This window comes from Microcoleus sp. FACHB-831, from assembly GCF_014695585.1.
Classification (GTDB): Bacteria; Cyanobacteriota; Cyanobacteriia; order Cyanobacteriales; family FACHB-T130; genus FACHB-831.
Genome location: NZ_JACJON010000075.1, coordinates 1 through 17,548 on the forward strand (window position 1 = coordinate 1; position 17,548 = coordinate 17,548).

Annotated in this window: 12 protein-coding genes; 4 read left to right on the plus strand and 8 right to left on the minus strand. The window is 47.5% G+C overall.

Annotation, left to right across the window (positions count from 1 at the left end; translation table 11 throughout):
• Positions 1–520: 520 nt before the first annotated feature.
• Together H6F77_RS23475 and H6F77_RS23480 are read left to right on the plus strand one after the other, a co-directional pair.
• Positions 521–1,066 carry a peroxiredoxin family protein gene (locus tag H6F77_RS23475; RefSeq protein WP_199321513.1) on the plus strand — a complete coding sequence of 182 codons (546 nt, stop codon included), beginning with the start codon at positions 521–523 and terminating at the stop codon, positions 1,064–1,066.
• 32 nt (positions 1,067–1,098) lie between these two features.
• Positions 1,099–1,335, plus strand: coding sequence for a hypothetical protein (locus H6F77_RS23480; RefSeq protein ID WP_190491339.1), 237 nt, complete (start codon positions 1,099–1,101; stop codon positions 1,333–1,335).
• 34 nt (positions 1,336–1,369) lie between these two features.
• Here the strand turns inward: H6F77_RS23480 and H6F77_RS23485 are convergent, their stop codons facing one another.
• The 3 genes from H6F77_RS23485 to H6F77_RS23495 all read right to left on the minus strand — a co-directional run bounded on the left by H6F77_RS23485 (position 1,370) and on the right by H6F77_RS23495 (position 4,400).
• Complete coding sequence (locus H6F77_RS23485) at positions 1,370–2,383, minus strand: DnaJ C-terminal domain-containing protein (protein ID WP_190491340.1); 1,014 nt, start codon at positions 2,381–2,383, stop codon at positions 1,370–1,372.
• A gap of 111 nt (positions 2,384–2,494) precedes the next feature.
• Entirely contained in the window at positions 2,495–3,034 is a 540-nt protein-coding gene (locus H6F77_RS23490) for an AAA family ATPase (protein ID WP_190491341.1), read from the minus strand.
• Between the two features lie 76 nt (positions 3,035–3,110).
• Complete coding sequence (locus tag H6F77_RS23495; protein WP_190491342.1) at positions 3,111–4,400, minus strand: glucose-1-phosphate adenylyltransferase; 1,290 nt, start codon at positions 4,398–4,400, stop codon at positions 3,111–3,113.
• A 189-nt stretch (positions 4,401–4,589) separates the two neighbouring features.
• Between H6F77_RS23495 and cheB the strand changes: the two genes are divergently transcribed.
• Both cheB and H6F77_RS23505 read left to right on the plus strand, forming a co-directional pair.
• Positions 4,590–5,765, plus strand: coding sequence for a chemotaxis-specific protein-glutamate methyltransferase CheB (gene cheB, locus H6F77_RS23500; protein ID WP_190491343.1), 1,176 nt, complete (start codon positions 4,590–4,592; stop codon positions 5,763–5,765).
• A 21-nt stretch (positions 5,766–5,786) separates the two neighbouring features.
• Entirely contained in the window at positions 5,787–6,149 is a 363-nt protein-coding gene (locus tag H6F77_RS23505) for a hypothetical protein (RefSeq protein ID WP_190491344.1), read from the plus strand.
• A 313-nt stretch (positions 6,150–6,462) separates the two neighbouring features.
• Here the strand turns inward: H6F77_RS23505 and H6F77_RS23510 are convergent, their stop codons facing one another.
• The 5 genes from H6F77_RS23510 to H6F77_RS23530 all read right to left on the minus strand — a co-directional run bounded on the left by H6F77_RS23510 (position 6,463) and on the right by H6F77_RS23530 (position 17,538).
• Complete coding sequence (locus tag H6F77_RS23510; RefSeq protein ID WP_190491345.1) at positions 6,463–7,413, minus strand: FTR1 family iron permease; 951 nt, start codon at positions 7,411–7,413, stop codon at positions 6,463–6,465.
• Between the two features lie 133 nt (positions 7,414–7,546).
• Positions 7,547–7,981 (minus strand): ferritin-like domain-containing protein, encoded by a 435-nt coding sequence (locus H6F77_RS23515; protein ID WP_190491346.1) that lies wholly within the window; start codon positions 7,979–7,981, stop codon positions 7,547–7,549.
• Positions 7,982–8,086: 105 nt separating this feature from the next.
• Positions 8,087–9,124: a ComEA family DNA-binding protein gene (locus H6F77_RS23520; RefSeq protein WP_190491347.1), complete on the minus strand. Its 1,038-nt coding sequence runs from the start codon at positions 9,122–9,124 to the stop codon at positions 8,087–8,089.
• Between the two features lie 97 nt (positions 9,125–9,221).
• Positions 9,222–10,232, minus strand: coding sequence for a multicopper oxidase domain-containing protein (locus H6F77_RS23525; RefSeq protein WP_190491348.1), 1,011 nt, complete (start codon positions 10,230–10,232; stop codon positions 9,222–9,224).
• Positions 10,233–10,608: 376 nt separating this feature from the next.
• Entirely contained in the window at positions 10,609–17,538 is a 6,930-nt protein-coding gene (locus H6F77_RS23530) for a HAMP domain-containing protein (protein WP_190491349.1), read from the minus strand.
• Positions 17,539–17,548 lie beyond the last annotated feature (10 nt).

Below are 17,548 nucleotides of genomic sequence, written 5' to 3' on the forward strand. Positions count from 1 at the left end.
TTATGAACGCTTACCACAAACTTCAGAAACTTTTATTTATATTGCGATGATACGTCTTATGGTTCGACGACTTGCATGAGTTTTGACTCAGTTTGACTTTTAAAACATCCTCTAAAGTAGCGGTACAAAATGCGATCGCTTCTCCCGAGACTGGGCAAACAATAGCACTGTCTACACGCATACAAGCGTTAATTATATTAAAAGCCCCAACACTGCCTCGGAGGTCTATAGATCTTTAGCTTTGTTGGGGTTTGAGTTTTGATACCAAGTGGCGTTCCTAAGCCTCAGTTTTCATGTTCGCAGGTGTTGGCTTAATTCCAACGCAGGTAAGCGTTTCGTTTTTCCGCAGGCTAGCTTGGGTAAACTGAGTATAGTGAAGTCAGAGCAGACATTTTCAGGATATGGGTACTACTACACCTCTACCCCTTCAGAATACTTCGCTAAGGAGAGCGCGATCGCTCAGAAGGAAATCTTTGAATGTAATTTACTATAAATGCTTGAATTTTAAGTGGTGATTTTTATGGTGCTGACTTCTAACGACTTTAGCGGCTTACTCAACGAGCGCTTCTTCAAAAATTTCTTTCCCATTCCAGCAACCAACTCTTTAAGATTGGGAGAGAGTACTCCCGACTTTCAACTGCTGGATATTACTCACAACAATAGAGTAAAATTGTCCAACTATAGAGGACAAAAACCAGTTATACTCGCCTTTACGCGCATCTTCACAGAAAAGCAATACTGCCCCTTGTGCTTTCCTCACATCAAAGCCATGAATGAAAACTACGAGGAGTTTACCTCTAGGGGTGTGGAGGTGTTAATGATTACGAGTACAGATGAACAGCAGAGTCAAAAAGTTGTCCGAGACTTGGGCTTAAAGATGCCCTTACTCAGCGATTCCAGCTGCTTGGTATTTCGGGCTTATGAAGTTGGTCAAGCACTGGGAGCGCCTTTACCAGGGCAGTTTATTTTAGACAAAGAAGGAAAACTCCGCTATAAACACTTGTTTTCCTTCCTAGAGCCTAACGCCGATTTGAAGACGCTGCTAAACGCTGTCGAAAAGCTGTAAAGTCAGGTAGTGTATGTACGAGGCATCATCAGATGGATGAAACAATTAGAATTCGTTCAGTTGAAAAAAGCGAGTGGACTTCAATTCTTCAAGGGTTTCAGCCTGAGACAATACACCAAGTATTAGAAGTATATCGGTCTGATGGGCAAAAGGCAGGAACCATCTGCGAATCCTTGGAAGGCCAATCTTTTATAAACGGGCAACCAAGAATTGTGTATGCTTCCTTACAGGCAGCAGCAACAGCACTTATAAAGGAACTTAGAATTTAGGTTTTAGATTTATCACAAATCTAAATTCCAAAATTTATAGGCGTATTTGTTGCAAATCGCTACGCGGATTAAACATGCGATTAGCCTTAATTTTCTCGTAATATTCGCGTTCAGTTGGAGTAATATCTTTGGGTGTGGCGATCGCTAGCTTCACCAGTTGATCGCTGCGTCCGCCTTTGGGATTTGGCCAGCCTTTGCCTCTCAGCCGCAGCGATTGACCGGAACGGACGCCCGCCGGAACGTTGACGCTAACTGTCCCATCAGGAGTTGGCACTTCAATAGACGCCCCCAGAACTGCTTCATCTGGAGTAATTGGCACTTCGCAGACGAGATTATCTCCCTCGAATTGGAAAAAGGAGTGAGGCTGAAGTTCTACATTTAAGTACAAATCTCCCCGTTGCTGATTGTAGGGGTTTACCAAGCCTTTCCCTTTGAGGCGAAGCCGACTGCCTTGTTTAGCACCAGCAGGAATACGAACATCAATATCTTCTTGACCTAGTTTCCAACGCTTTTGTACGCCGTGAAATGCTTCAGATAAAGTGAGGCTGATGGTGGCTTCTCTATCTGCGTTTGCCGTACTTGCCTGCTGATCGAATCCAACGTTAAACCCCCCAGGGCTACCAGTAGACGTGCGGTAGCTGGTGCGTTGTGCGGTGCGCCGCGTGCCAGTACCAGCAGTGCCAAAAGTACCCAACAAGTCATTTATGAATTCGTCGAAATTGGCGTACTGGCTGAAGTCGTAGCTGCCGCCACCGCCGAAATCAACGTTAACTCCGGTTCCTCCCGCCGCTCCTGAAGGCCAGCCTTGTTCAGCTTGCTTCCAGTATTGACCAAACTGGTCGTATTTTTTACGTTTTTCTGGATCTGATAGAACTTCGTAGGCTTCGCTGACTTCTTTGAAACGAGCCTCAGCTTCTTTGTTGCCTGGGTTCATATCGGGGTGGTATTTTCGTGCCAGACGCCTGTAGCTTTTTTTTAATTCATCGGCGCTGGCGGTTTTAGTGATTCCCAGGATGGCGTAGTAGTCTTTAAAGTCTGTTGCTGGCATCAGCCTGTCTCCTCATCCTTTAAGATTTAGTTTAATTTTTTTCTATGCTAACCCTGACGCGCCTATAACGCGGGTTTTGGCGAAGTGTTGCAATAACTCAGACTTAGAATATCAAAAGCTTAACTGAGGTCGAGTTCGGTTTTTCCTTATAGGCGCGATCGCAATTTCCCTACTTGTCCCCCTCTGGCGGATCAGGCGATCTATTCCATCACTAAAAGCTGGTGGTGCATCCTGCAAGTGTCGGTGCATGTGCAAGATTGCTTCTTCAGGAACCACTCGCGATCGCTTGAGGTTCCGTTTTAGACATTCTTCAAGCGGCGTATCCACCCACAATCCGGTAATGCGGGTAAAGCCAGTAGCCAAGGCTAGAGAGATCGCTTCTTGCCGATGTTTGCAAACAGCATTTGTGGCGTCGTAAATTGCTGTACCTCCTTCTGAAGAGGCTATTTGCTCAACAGCTTGCCGAAATTGACGCTGTATTTCATTCCACACTAACTGCCAATCTCCCTGAATAATTTCATCTCCAAACAGAGAAGCGCGAATAGCGTCTGTAGAGATAATGCGGCGAGTCGGGCATTGTAAAATTAGTTGTTGCGCTAGAGACGATTTGCCACTAGCAGGAAGTCCTATTAGGAGAATTAGTCTAGTCATCGAGATTCTAGATTTTAGATTTTAAATCCAAAATCATTGGAGGCGGAGAAACTCCGCCTGGGCAAAATCCAAAATACTAAATTACCGTGCCATCTGGAATCACGGCATTTTTCACAACAACGACGATGCCGCTACGGATGTAAAAACCCTCGCTTTCGCGCTCGGCTTCTTGCACCCTGTCTTTGTTGATAATTTGCACGTCGCGGCCAATGTAAGCATTTTTATCGATTATGGCGCGACGAATTCTGGTGTTGGCACCAATACCTAGAGGGGTGTTGCGGCTTTCCCAGCTTGCTTGTCGCTCGGCAAATGGTTGGTAGAAGTCGGCTCCCATAAGCAGGGAGTCTTCAATAGTGCAGCCTGCTTCAACGCGCGATCGCACTCCTAAAACCGAGTGATCGATCCGACATTCTTTCAAGATGCAGCCTTCGCCGATAATCGATTCCGTTACCTGGCAATCTAACAGCTTACTGGGAGGCAAGTAACGAGCGCGTGTGTAAATTGGCGCATCCTCATCGTAAAAGCTAAATGGCGGCTGCGGTTGCCGCGTAAGCGCCAAGTTTGCCTCGTAGAACGCCTCGATGGTTCCAATGTCTTCCCAGTAACCATCAAACAAGTAAGCCTGAACGTTATAGTCTTTAGCAGAAGCTGGAATAATCTCCTTACCAAAATCTGTCTTTTCGGGGGATTCTTTCAACAGCTTGATCAGGACATCTTTTTTGAATACATAAATCCCCATCGACGCGATGTAAGGATTTTGTACAGCCTGTTCAGGTGTCAAGCCTAATATGGCTGTATCAACCTGCATCTGCTTGAGCGCATCCCCTTTGGGTTTTTCGCTGAAGTCAACCACTCGACCTGCATCATCAATTTTCATCAAGCCGAAATCCGACGCACGGCGCTCATCCATCGGCACAACCGATAGGGTGATGTCAGCATTTGTGTCCCGGTGACGTTGCACAAACTGCCGATAGTCCATGCGGTAGAGGTGGTCTCCCGACAAAATCAGGTACTCATCCGCGTTCCACTCCTCTAACAGCCAGATATACTGGCGAACGGCGTCTGCTGTGCCTTGAAACCAGTTAGGGTTTTCTGGCGTTTGCTGAGCTGCTAGCACCTCGACAAACCCCTCTGTAAATCCAGAAAAGTTGTAGGCACGAGCAATGTGGCGATTCAGGGATGCGGAGTTAAATTGCGTCAAAACGTAGATCTTGAAAATTTCGGAGTTGATGCAATTACTGACTGGGATATCGATCAGGCGATACTTTCCTGCCAAGGGCACAGCTGGCTTAGCTCGCAGCTTTGTCAGCGGATAAAGGCGGGTGCCAGCGCCACCTCCGAGAATAATGCTTAAAACTTTTTTCACGAAAACCTCAAAGACTGCCAGTACACTCCCAAGTTTAGTGTCTGACCAGTCGCGGCACTTGGCAAGATTATTATCAATTGTGAATTATAACTAAAAACCTATAAAATAAGCCTATATAAGGCTTATTACCATTTTTTTTCGCATAAATGGTCGTAATTCAGCATTTATTAGATTTTTTAATGGTTTTGTATGCCGCGTTCTCGTATTCGAGTTTTCTTAGTAGAGGATTCCCCAATTGCTCTGACCATACTCAAGCGAATCTTGGCTACCTCGCCGGAAATTGAGGTGGTAGGAGAGGCTCGCACTGGCACAGAGGCCTTGGCGCTTATTCCCGCTTGTTCTCCAGACGTAATTTGCACAGACTTGTATATGCCGCAGATGAATGGAGTGGAATTCACGCGGGAAGTCATGTCCAAATTTCCTCGACCGATTTTGGTGATCAGTGCCGCCGTAGAAGAAAAGGATAGCGATAATGTTTTTCAACTGCTGCAAGCTGGTGCAATAGATATTTTTCCCAAGCCTGGTGCGGGGTTGCCATCCGATTACGAGCAAGCAAAGCAGGATTTGATCGGCAAGATTAAGCTACTTTCTGGGGTTAGCGTCTTTACCCAGCATCGTAGAGGGAGAGACAGTGAGTCTTGTAGAGACGCCGATTTATCGCGTCTCGGAGAGGGGGAGACTGGGAGACTAAACTCAAAACGTGCTACGCACGGCGCAGCTAACAAAACTCAGCCTCCAGCGCCTAGCCCCCATGCCCCTAATTCCTTAAATGTAGCCCCCAGTTCCCAATCCCCAGCCCCGAAGGTGGTAGTAATTGGAGCGTCTACGGGTGGCCCGCAAGCCTTGCACGCGATTTTAACTAATTTGCCGCCTAGTTTGTCTGCGCCCGTGATTTGCATCCAGCATATCAGCGAAGGGTTTTTGCAAGGGTTGGTGGATTGGTTGGGTAAATCGTGTCAAATGCCAGTGAAAATTGCACAGCCTTTTGAGTTACCTCGACCAGGAAATATTTATTTTGCACCGGAGCAGCGGCATTTAGAGTTGGATGCGAGTGGCCGATTTGTCTATTTAAACTCTCCTGCGGTGGGAGGTCATCGCCCTTCGATAACAGTAACTTTTAAGTCGGTGGCAGGTTTCTACGGGCGGTCGGCTGTGGGAATTTTGCTTACAGGCATGGGTAGAGATGGCGCAGAGGGTATGAAAGCGATCGCTGGGGTTGGTGGCCTTACTATTGCTCAAGATGAAGCTAGTTGTGTGGTGTTTGGTATGCCGCGTGAAGCGATCGCTCTAGGTGCTGCCAAGTATATTTTGCCTATAAATGCGATCGCTCCTCGGTTACTAAGTCGTTTTGGAACCTCGATTTAAACCAAATTGGAAGAGTTTTTTATGGTCAAGAAAACTTGGTTGTTCTGTCTTGCCTTAATTTTGCTTTTTACCGTTTTGTCTCGTTGGGCAGTGGCTCAATCTTCCTTCGGACTAGAATCCCGCCTCTCTAGATTGGAAGGCGATAACTTGCTGCTGCGATCGCAGTTAAGTCGCCTTGAATCCCAAGTTTATCAATTCTCTAACCGCCCCGATTCTTCCCAACGAAATCAAGCGAATACCCCACCGCCGCCCCTTGTTCCTCCCAGGTTAGACAGACGAGCTTCAACACGCGACCCAATTGTAGACCGCCTAGCTACACTCGTTGTTGAACTCAGGCAGCGTATCAACAAATTAGAGGCGCGAATAGCTGCTGTGGAAAAATAAATAATTTTTGATGTTTATTGTTCATTTGTTCATCGCTCAGGGCAATGAACGATAAATCATGTAAATATAGGCCACATACTAGCGAGCAATTGAGTGCAGAATCCTGCTTGCGGAGTTAATTTGTCTTACTTATTAGTAGATAATTGCTAGTTTTATAGTATTATTAAATAATCGAAATATGTACAAAATAATTATTGCATCCTATTTCTTCCTCGTCGAAATTAATATATCAGAAAAAATGAGGTAAGTCCAGGGTATAAATGTTTAAATCTCGTTCCCAGGTAACACCCCAAGAACGAGAAACATATCTGTATCAAGCTGATTTTGCGCTGCTAGCTTCTGTATCCTTTTTGGCAACATTTGGGCGACCGCCGAGGCTGCGGAAATAAAGGCCGCCGATAGCAACCAAAAACCCAATGTAACTAATTGCTTGAACTATATAGAGTTTATCGGTATAGCCAAACAAAGCACTAAGAAGCAGCCCTGGAAACTTGTCATCAGGTAAAACTTTTGTGGTATTCCAAACCATCGGCCCCAAAGTACACGATGGGTCTTTGGCAAACCTTTCGTAGTAAAAACAGAGGCTTGCCGAGGCACGATTCATCTTGGATAAACTAGCCACTGCTGTATCAAAGTGGCCTAGCGACGAGACTACCAACCCAGCAACAATGAAAAGCAATAAAACGCCCATAACTTGGAAGAACAGGCGAATATTGATTTTGACACCTAATTTGAATAGCAATACGCCTATACCCGCTGCAACAGCTATGCCGCTAATTGCCCCAAGGGATGGAATTAAACCTTGTTCAAATTTGGCAACTATAAACAGGACAGTTTCAAAACCTTCTCGCAGAACTGCAATGAAAATTAGACTGAATACGCCCCAGCCAGCATTCCGCGCAAGAGCAGATGTCACCGCACCCTCAACTTGAGATTTCATAGAGCGTGCCTGCTTGGTCATCCAGATCAGCATCCAACTGAGCATAGCGATCGCTACTACACTGAAGGAACCTTCTAAAAGCGGCTCCATTATCGCTGCATAGGGAGAGTTTAAATTCGATAAGGTTTGAGCTAAATTACCCAGCAGTACGCCCACCATCGCACTTGCGGCAATCCCGGCTCCCACGCCAGCATATACCCAAATATTGAGGTTGCTCTGCTTGGCTTTTTTCAGGCAAGCCAGCACAATTCCTACAACCAAAGCAGCTTCAACGCCTTCTCTAAGGGTAATAACAAAGGTTGGTAAAGCAGAACTAAAATCCATATTTTGAAAATTGAAATTTGCAATTGGGGAAGCAGTGCGTTGCGGAGGTTCTCTCCGTTGAAGCACCTGCCGTCATTGGGTATGAGAGAGTTATAAATTCATAACTCATAACTCTCTAATGCCCCATTAGCTATTAACTGAAATCACGCAACATCTTTTTGATTTCGATGGTATGCAGTTCTTCTTGACCAATCATTGTGCGGGCGAATTCTTCCAAATAAACGCTGGCATCGTTGACAACATCTAGCAAGGATTTGTATAAGTCCAGCGCTTTTTTTTCGTGGTTTAGGCTTTCCTGCAAAATATCCTGTACCGTGTGTCTGTAGGTTTCCTCCATAGGAGCAATTCGCAGGCTGGGATGACCCTCTAAACCCGTGAGGATTTCTCCGACTTGTTGGGCATGCATTAGAGACTCATTGGCCTGCAACTTAAAAAACTCCACAATCGGAATCCGGTTTGGCCCAGTGACCATTAGGGAATAGTGAGTGTAGCGCACAACGCCTGCTAGTTCAAATTCCATGATGGAGTTTAGCAGGTCGGTGGTCTTCTTCTGGTCAAGTTCTCTCATCAGTTCTTAGCTTCAGGATTTTAAGTAGAGCGGGTTTAGGGATATTACAAATTATCCCATCGCTATTTTAGTGAAAACCACGCCTACAAAATTGTTAGTAATAAATTACTTGATTACCTTTTGAGCATTTTGCTCAATTGTCTTAATCAACTGCGATACTTGCTGTGGGGTTTTTACGGGTGCAGCCGGAGCAGTTACCGAGGGCCAAGCGGTTTTCAGTTGAGTCATGCTGTCAGAGATCGCTTTATGGGCTTCGGGATTCTCTTTTGCCATTTGGCCAGAAATATTTTTGTAGAGGCTATCGGCATAGTTGACAAATCCGCGCGAATCTTGATATTCAATTGCCGCAGACACTTTACCGTTGGCGATCGCTGCCCCATATTCAGAGTTTGCCGCATCCAGCAACCCGTTAATTACCTGTAACACAAATTTGGGTGAGGAGCGCTGTGCTTCTGGTAAACCCGCGATCGCCGTATCAACTGCTTGCATCGACGACGCAAAATTAGTCTTAACCTTGGCATCCTTCGGATTTGCTTTCACCAAATCTTGTAAACCGATCAAAGTTGTCTTAAATTCTTTGACATTGCGCTCCTGCAACTGCTCTTCTACATCTACATAAATCTCTTCAACTGGATGACCTATGTGAGGTTCTGCTTGCTTTGGCAGTTGCCCATCCAAAAGCTCTTGGGCAACTATTAGATGCCCTTTCATTAACCCTAGCTTGGTCATGTAGTCAACATCTTTAGCTTCTCCCGTAAGTACCACATCCTCAATTGTCACCATGTCTTTAATTTGGTCAAACTGCGGTTGACTGATGACCTTTTTCGACACTAATTCTTCAGGACTGGCATAGGGACGGCTGCCTTGAATCTTATTAGAAAGTGCTGGTATTCCTAATTTTGCTTCTAATTTATCCAACTCGGACAAAATAGCGCTGTTGATGTTGATTTTCTTGCCACCACCGTGATTGTGAGCAGTAGTTTCGGTGCTGGAAGTACTTGCCACCGGGGATGCACTAGCAGCTGGGGAAGTGTTAGCACTTGGGGAAGATGTGTTGCCGTTGTTGGAGGCATCGCCGCAGGCGCTTAGAGAAATCAGAGTGGCGATCGCCGCAGCAAGAGATAAGGAACGAAAACAGCGCATAATTGTAAATTCCGCAAATATTTTCTAAATGGCAATTGAAGGTTTTATTATCCCAGTAGTTGACAAATTATATCAACTACTTTGCTAAAATTTTCAACTAAGTAGGAGGTATTACCTCAAACGCGCCCATGCAACCAGCCTCAGCAATATAATCTTGATGGGGGTGAAACATATACTTGCCCGGATAGCGATAGGAAAATTCTAGGATGTGCCTCTCAGTCGTACCCATCGTAATCACATCCGTGTCTTCTCTAGGCGTAAGGGTGCGTCCAGTGGGATATACCCCAAACATATTGGCGTGCAAGTGAAACGTAGCCGCCGCATCCCATTCAATCATGTTGAGGACGTATAGCCGCACTTTCTGATGTTGGTAAATAGGGATGGGATGCATCATGTAGTAATCCGGTATCCCATTAAAAGCATAAAATTCGTTTCGCCTGTCCTCATTCACGTCATAACCAGCCATTACCAGCACCATTTCATCGGCTGGGGGACGTGCTTTTGGCGGATCGATGATGAACATCCCATAGAGTCCTTTACCGATATGTCGCGTTACTGGTTCAACGTGGCAATGGTAAAGGTGGACGCCAAAAGGTTCGGCATCAAATTCATAAATAGTGGCAGCACCATTGCGTATTGGACGAATACCATCCATATCGGCGTGATGGATGCCATGAAAATGCATCGAGTGGGAATGCCCGCCTTGGTTGAGGAAAACTACCCGGACGCGATCGCCCTCTGTTACTCTTAGCGTTGGTCCCGGTACGCGATTGTTGAAATTCCAAGTGTTGAAGGTGACTGCGCTATTGAGTTGTACTGTAGAGTTTGTCGCAGTAATCCGAAATTCTCTAACCGTGCGCCCGTTTTCGCGTTTAACAGTACCATAATCAAAATCCCGCAACACCTGCATGGGGTTTATGCCTGCGTTGCTTGTTGCTGGATGGCTGGGTAGTGGCGGTATTTTAACCTGTGCTGATGTTGCGTTCTGTTTGGCTAGCTGCTGCAAGGCTAGCGCTGTTCCCGTTATCCCCATTCCAGCCAGCCCTAGCTTGAGAATTTGGCGGCGATTCCACAGGTCAGTTGTCTTGAGCAGAAAACGGTCTGGCATGAACAGCTTTATTGAAAATTATTCCTAAATATTTTACCAAAAATTTAGACATGTTTAATGTTAATCATTCTCAAGAGGCCCGGGGATATTAGTTATAAATTTTTAGGGGTATAAAAACTAACAAGTTGAAGGCGAGATAACCGACAACTTTTGCGAAGTCGGGGATCTGAACAAGATCCTGAGCAGACACCGCAATAGATGCGTTTCGCGAGTGGCGATCGCAACAAATTAAGGACAAAAAATAACAACCGTTTTGGCTGTTTGCCGAGAATTGTTAGTTTTTAGTAATGGCGTGCTTCACCTACTCCTAGAAATAAAAAATTAGCGAGGCTGAATTTAAACTAATTCAGCCTCGCTAATTCTTAATTGATGAATTTTACGAGATCAGATAACGGTGCAAGAGAGTGAGCAGTTGCTCGGTATCAACAGGTTTAGTGATGTAATCCGAGGCGCCAGCTTCGATACACTTCTCGCGATCGCCCTTCATGGCCTTAGCCGTCAAGGCAATCATTGGCAGCGTCTTGAACTCCTCAATCTGGCGTATAGCCTGCATCGTCTCATACCCATCCATCTCCGGCATCATCACATCCATCAACACAACCGCGATATCAGGCGTGTTTTGCAGCATGCTAATTCCGTCCCGGCCATTGTCTGCATACACCACCTCCATCTGATAGCGCTCCAACATACTAGCCAGAGCAAAAACATTGCGAGCATCGTCATCGACGATCAACACTTTGCGTCCAACTAAAGCGGAGGCTGTTACATCTAGCGATACGCGGCTCGCTTCGCGTTGGGTTTGGGCATCAGGGGTTGTTGATTGGATACTGGGTGCAGAATTCTGAGTTGGAGGCGTCTGCAAAGGCTGCCGCACTTCCTGGCCAACATTTGCAACAGGTGCCGCAGAGGTAGCTACGGGCAAATTCTTGCGAACTCGGTTAAGAAACACGCAGGTTTCGTCCACCAGCCGATCGAGCGAGCGATCGTCCTTGGTAATCACCATATCTGCCATCCGCTTTAGTTGAGCATCTTCGCTGTAACTAAGCTCTCTCCCCGTATACACGATGATGGGTACAGACCAGAGCTTTAGCTCCTGCCGGATCTGCTCGATAAGCTGGAAACCAGAGATATCAGGCAGCTTCAAATCAAGTACCACGCAATCAAAGGTTTTGGTTTTTAGTTCCCTCAGCGCAGCTTCACCAGTATCGGCGACAGTCGTTTTCAGATCGCTATTTCCCAGACCTTCGACAATGGTTTGACGTTGCAGCACATCATCTTCAACCAGCAGTAAGTGTTTCAACTTCGGTGTGGAACGGGTATCTGTCGCAGAACTGCCATCTTTCCCGTTAAGCGCACTTTGGGTAGCTAGGTTGGCAAACGCCTGAGACAAAGTTTCGCTGCTAACAGGCTTTCTCATATAAGCGATCGCGCCTTGTTGCAAGCTACGCTGCTGGCACTCCTCGACCGATACAATGTGAATCGGAATGTGACGAGTTTTGGGGTTTTCTTTCAGCCGCTCTAAAATCGTCCAACCATCGATCACTGGCAAATTAATGTCGAGGGCGATCGCATCCGGCATATACTCCTGGGCCAGATTCAGCCCTTCATCGCCGCGCAAAGCCACAATAGCCTTAAAGCCCCTTTGCCGTGCCATATCCAAAAGGATGCGAGCAAAATTTGTATCATCCTCAACAATCAAAAACTTGCGATCGCCAGGCTGAATATCCCCTCGGTCATCAACAATTTGCGGCAGCGGCGCCATATCAACTTCTCTTGTCACCGCCACATTCTGGCTCGGTGGTGACTGACTAGCATTAACAACATGAGTATTGGAAATTGAAGATTGGGGAACAACCTGCGGACTAACACCCACCGAATTAGCAGCAGTTGTGCTTCCCGTTCCTACCACAGTCGCCTCTAAAGTTCTCAGCGTCGAAGCATAAGTTTTTGCTACCCCCTCAGCATTACTTTGCACCTTAACCGGAGTAGGCACATAAGTCTGGGGCAGATACAGCGTAAACTTGCTACCCACGCCTAGCTGACTCACCAAGCGAATCTCCCCATGCAGCAGACGAGCGATTTCCCGGCTAATAGACAAGCCCAACCCAGTACCGCCGTATTTGCGGCTAGTCGTCCCATCCGCCTGCTGGAACGCCTCAAAAATTACCCTCTGCTTATCTCCCGGAATACCAATTCCCGTGTCGCTTACCGAGAAGGCGACTACACACTCGGCACGATTTAGCGCCTCGTGATCCATACTCCAGCCCTCAGTTGCCAACCCGACGTGCAAAGTTACCTGACCCTTATCAGTAAACTTAAAGGCATTAGAAAGCAGATTTTTCAACACCTGTTGCAAACGCTTCGAGTCAGTGTGGATAGCGCGGGGCAAAAACTCGCTCGTCTGGATGATAAAACCAATACCCTTATCCTGCGCTACTTGGCGGAACGTTCGATCCATATAATCTCCCAAGTCCGCAAACACTACTTGGTCGATATCAACTACCATCGTTCCTGACTCGATCTTTGCCAAATCGAGGATGTCATTAATCAGCGACAGCAAATCGGTTCCTGCTGCATGAATTGTTTGTGCAAACTCTACTTGTCGCTTGCTCAAATTGGCGTCGGCATTATCAGCAAGTAACCGAGCTAAAATCAACAAACTATTCAGCGGCGTTCGCAATTCGTGCGACATATTTGCCAGAAACTCAGACTTATATTTAGAAGTCAAAGCCAGTTGTTCGGCTTTTTCTTCCAGCGCCAGCCGTGCTTGTTCGATTTCGCTGTTCTTGCGCTCCACCTCGTGGTTTTGCTGAGATAACAATCGCGCTTTTTCTGCCAACTCTTCGTTGGTTTGCTGCAACTCTTCTTGCTGATTTTTCAACAATTCTTCTGAAGCTTGCAGCGATTTTGCTTGTTGTTCCAGTCGCTTGTTGGTGTCTGTGAGTTCTTTCTGCTGACTTTGCAGTTCTTCGGTCAAAGACTGCGACTGTTTGAGCAACTCTTCAGTACGCATACTCGCCGCGATCGTATTCAACACGATGGCAATGCTTTCAGTCAGTTGGTCGAAGAACGTCAGGTGAATTTCGCTAAAGCGGCGGAAAGATGCTAGCTCGATCACCGCCGTTACCTGCCCTTCAAACAGTACTGGCAAGACGACTACATTTAGAGGTGTGGCTTCTCCCAACCCAGAACTAATTTTTATGTAGTCGTAGGGTACTTCAGTCAGCAAAATCCGCTCTTTTTCCAGGGCGCATTGTCCCACCAGACCTTCACCCATATGGAACTGGTTCGCTAAATGCTTGCGCTCTCGGTAAGCATATGTACTAACCAGTTTCAAGATTGGCTGACCGACGCCAGCCGTATCCATTAGATAGAAGACACCGTGCTGCGCGGACACTAGGGGAGTTAGCTCAGATAAAATTAACTTCGAGACAGTCTCCAAGTCTCGCTGACCCTGCAACATCCGGGTAAACTTGGCTAAGTTCGTCTTCAGCCAGTCTTGTTCCGTATTCTTCTGCGTGGTTTCGCGCAGATTGGCAATCATCTGGTTGATGTTGTCTTTCAGGATGGCAACTTCACCCTGCGTTTCAACGGAAATAGATCGGGTCAGGTCGCCCTTGGTAACGGCTGTAGCTACTTCAGCGATCGCTCGTACCTGTGTAGTCAGGTTTGCCGCCATCGCGTTCACGTTGTCCGTCAAATCTCGCCAAGTTCCCGCAGCACCAGGCACCTTCGCCTGACCGCCCAACTTACCTTCAATCCCCACCTCACGCGCCACGCTTGTCACCTGATCGGCAAACGTCGCCAGAGTGTCAATCATCTCGTTAATCGTATCGGCCAAAGTCGCAATCTCGCCCTTAGCCTCCAACGCCAACTTGCGTTTCAAGTCGCCATTTGCCACCGCCGTAACCACGCGAGCGATATTACGCACTTGGGCTGTCAAGTTACCCGCCATCGAGTTCACGCTGTCTGTCAAGTCCTTCCAGGTTCCGGCAACTCCCTTCACCTCTGCTTGACCGCCCAGCTTACCTTCCGTTCCCACTTCGCGGGCAACCCTGGTTACTTCACTCGCAAACGAGTTTAGCTGATCCACCATGATGTTTATGGTGTTTTTCAGCTCTAAGATTTCCCCTTTTACATCTACGGTGATTTTCTTAGACAAGTCGCCATTCGCCACCGCCTTAGTAACTTCGGCGATATTTCGCACTTGTCCTGTCAGATTCCCCGCCATCAAGTTCACGTTGTCTGTCAGGTCTTTCCAGGTTCCGGCAACTCCCCGGACATACGCTTGACCGCCCAACTTACCTTCCGTACCCACCTCTTTCGCAACCCGCGTTACTTCACTCGCAAAAGAGTTAAGCTGATCGACCATGATGTTGATGGTATTCTTCAGCTCTAAAATTTCCCCTCGCACATCTACAGTGATTTTCTTCGAGAGGTCGCCCATTGCCACCGCCGTCGTCACTTCGGCAATGTTTCGCACTTGGGCTGTCAGATTGCCTGCCATCAAGTTTACGTTGTCGGTCAGGTCTTTCCAGGTTCCGGCAACTCCCTTCACCTCGGCTTGCACGCCCAGCTTCCCTTCCGTTCCCACCTCTCGCGCCACCCTAGTTACTTCACTGGCGAAGGAACTAAGTTGATCCACCATGATGTTGACGGTGTTCTTCAGTTCTAAGATTTCGCCTTTTACGTCTACGGTGATTTTCTTGGATAAGTCGCCGTTAGCTACAGCCGTTGTAACTTCGGCGATGTTTCGCACTTGGGCTGTCAAGGAACCTGCCATGAAGTTCACGCTGTCGGTCAGATCCTTCCAGGTTCCGGCAACACCGCGCACTTCGGCTTGACCGCCTAATTTACCATCTGCGCCCACCTCGCGGGCTACCCTGGTTACTTCACTCGCGAAGGAGTTTAGCTGGTCAACCATCGTGTTGATGGTCTTTTTCAGCTCTAAGATTTCGCCGCGTACATCTACAGTAATTTTCTTAGAAAGGTCGCCGTTAGCGATCGCGGTCGCAACTTCGGCAATGTTTCGCACCTGTCCTGTCAGGTTGCCTGCCATCGAGTTCACGCTGTCGGTCAGGTCTTTCCAGGTTCCAGCAACTCCTCGCACTTCTGCTTGCACGCCGAGTTTGCCTTCCGTTCCCACCTCTCGCGCTACCCTAGTTACCTCACTAGCAAAGGAGTTTAGCTGATCCACCATCGTGTTGACGGTGTTTTTCAGCTCTAGCATCTCTCCTTTTACGTCTACTGTAATTTTCTTGGATAAGTCGCCGTTAGCTACAGCCGTCGTGACGGCGGCGATATTTCGCACCTGCGCTGTCAAAGACCCTGCCATAAAGTTCACGTTGTCGGTCAAATCTTTCCAAGTTCCGGCAACTCCCCGCACTTCGGCTTGACCGCCCAACTTACCTTCCGCGCCCACTTCGCGGGCAACCCTAGTTACCTCACTAGCAAACGAGTTTAGCTGATCCACCATCGTGTTGACGGTGTTTTTCAGTTCTAAGATTTCGCCTTTTACGTCTACTGTAATTTTCTTGGATAAGTCGCCATTAGCTACAGCCGTTGTAACTTCAGCGATGTTTCGCACCTGGGATGTCAGGTTGCCTGCCATCGAATTCACGCTATCGGTCAAGTCTTTCCAAGTTCCGGCGACTCCCTTCACTTCTGCTTGACCGCCCAGTTTGCCGTCGGTACCCACTTCGCGGGCTACCCTAGTTACTTCAGAGGCGAAGGAAGAAAGCTGATCCACCATGATGTTGAGGGTGTTTTTCAGCTCTAAGATTTCGCCTTTTACATCTACAGTAATTTTCTTAGAAAGGTCGCCATTAGCGATCGCTGTCGCAACTTCGGCGATATTTCGCACTTGTCCTGTCAGATTCCCTGCCATCAAGTTCACGTTGTCGGTCAAATCTTTCCAGGTTCCGGCAACTCCTTTCACCTCGGCTTGCACGCCCAGTTTTCCTTCCGTTCCCACCTCGCGGGCCACCCTGGTTACTTCGCTCGCAAAGGAAGAAAGCTGATCCACCATGATGTTTATGGTGTTCTTCAGCTCTAAGATTTCCCCTTTTACATCTACGGTAATTTTCTTGGATAAGTCGCCGTTAGCTACAGCCGTCGTAACATCAGCGATATTTCGTACTTGGGCTGTCAAGTTACCCGCCATCGAGTTCACGCTGTCGGTCAAGTCCTTCCAGGTTCCGGCAACTCCCTTCACCTCTGCTTGACCGCCCAGCTTACCTTCCGTACCCACTTCGCGGGCTACCCTGGTTACTTCACTCGCAAAGGAGTTTAGCTGATCCACCATGATGTTGATGGTGTTTTTCAGCTCTAAAATCTCGCCTTTTACGTCTACAGTGATTTTCTTAGACAAGTCGCCGTTAGCTACAGCCTTAGTAACTTCGGCGATATTTCGCACTTGTCCTGTCAGATTCCCCGCCATCAAGTTTACGTTGTCGGTCAAATCTTTCCAGGTTCCGGCAACTCCTTTCACCTCGGCTTGCACGCCCAACTTACCTTCAGTTCCAACCTCGCGGGCTACCCGCGTTACCTCACTAGCAAACGAATTGAGCTGATCTACCATGATGTTGATGGTGTTTTTCAGCTCTAAAATTTCGCCTTTTACGTCTACAGTGATTTTCTTAGACAAGTCGCCGTTAGCTACAGCCGTCGTCACTTCGGCAATGTTTCGCACTTGGGCTGTCAGATTGCCTGCCATCAAGTTTACGTTGTCCGTCAGGTCTTTCCAGGTTCCGGCAACTCCCTTCACCTCGGCTTGCACGCCCAACTTACCTTCCGTTCCCACCTCTCGCGCCACCCTGGTTACTTCGCTTGCAAAGGAACCAAGCTGCTCCACCATTGTGTTGACTATTTGGGCGGTTTGCAAAAATTCGCCTTTGAGGGGTCTGCCTTCGATTTCTAGAGCGATGGTTTGAGATAAGTCGCCATTGGCTACAGCGCGGATGACGTGGGCTGTTTCGGCCATAGGCTGAACTAAATCGGTAATGAGGGTATTTACCGAATCAACGCACGCTGTCCACGAGCCTCTGGCGGCTCCCAGTGAGGCTCGCTGGGCTATTTTTCCTTCTTTACCAACAACTGTGCTGATCCGCTTGAACTCCTCGACCATCCTTTCGTTCATCTCGATGATGTCGTTGAGGGTGTCGCATATTTTCCCACCCAGGCCAGTCTGGTCTATAGGCATCCGCGCTGTAAAGTCACCTTTTTTCACAGCAACCAGAGTTTCTAGTAGCTGTGTTATATCCAACTGATTATTCTGACTGTCCTGGGTTACTTGTTCAGTTGTCATATTTTTTCCT

Bases quoted from the DNA above. Each gene is read 5' to 3' on its own strand.
- H6F77_RS23515 (WP_190491346.1), bottom strand. From the start codon at position 7,981: ATGAGAGAACTTGACCAGAAGAAGACCACCGACCTGCTAAACTCCATC.
- H6F77_RS23480 (WP_190491339.1), top strand. From the start codon at position 1,099: ATGGATGAAACAATTAGAATTCGTTCAGTTGAAAAAAGCGAGTGGACT.
- H6F77_RS23490 (WP_190491341.1), bottom strand. From the start codon at position 3,034: ATGACTAGACTAATTCTCCTAATAGGACTTCCTGCTAGTGGCAAATCG.
- H6F77_RS23530 (WP_190491349.1), bottom strand. From the start codon at position 17,538: ATGACAACTGAACAAGTAACCCAGGACAGTCAGAATAATCAGTTGGAT.
- cheB (WP_190491343.1), top strand. From the start codon at position 4,590: ATGCCGCGTTCTCGTATTCGAGTTTTCTTAGTAGAGGATTCCCCAATT.
- H6F77_RS23520 (WP_190491347.1), bottom strand. From the start codon at position 9,124: ATGCGCTGTTTTCGTTCCTTATCTCTTGCTGCGGCGATCGCCACTCTG.
- H6F77_RS23485 (WP_190491340.1), bottom strand. From the start codon at position 2,383: ATGCCAGCAACAGACTTTAAAGACTACTACGCCATCCTGGGAATCACT.
- H6F77_RS23505 (WP_190491344.1), top strand. From the start codon at position 5,787: ATGGTCAAGAAAACTTGGTTGTTCTGTCTTGCCTTAATTTTGCTTTTT.
- H6F77_RS23525 (WP_190491348.1), bottom strand. From the start codon at position 10,232: ATGCCAGACCGTTTTCTGCTCAAGACAACTGACCTGTGGAATCGCCGC.
- H6F77_RS23475 (WP_199321513.1), top strand. From the start codon at position 521: ATGGTGCTGACTTCTAACGACTTTAGCGGCTTACTCAACGAGCGCTTC.
- H6F77_RS23510 (WP_190491345.1), bottom strand. From the start codon at position 7,413: ATGGATTTTAGTTCTGCTTTACCAACCTTTGTTATTACCCTTAGAGAA.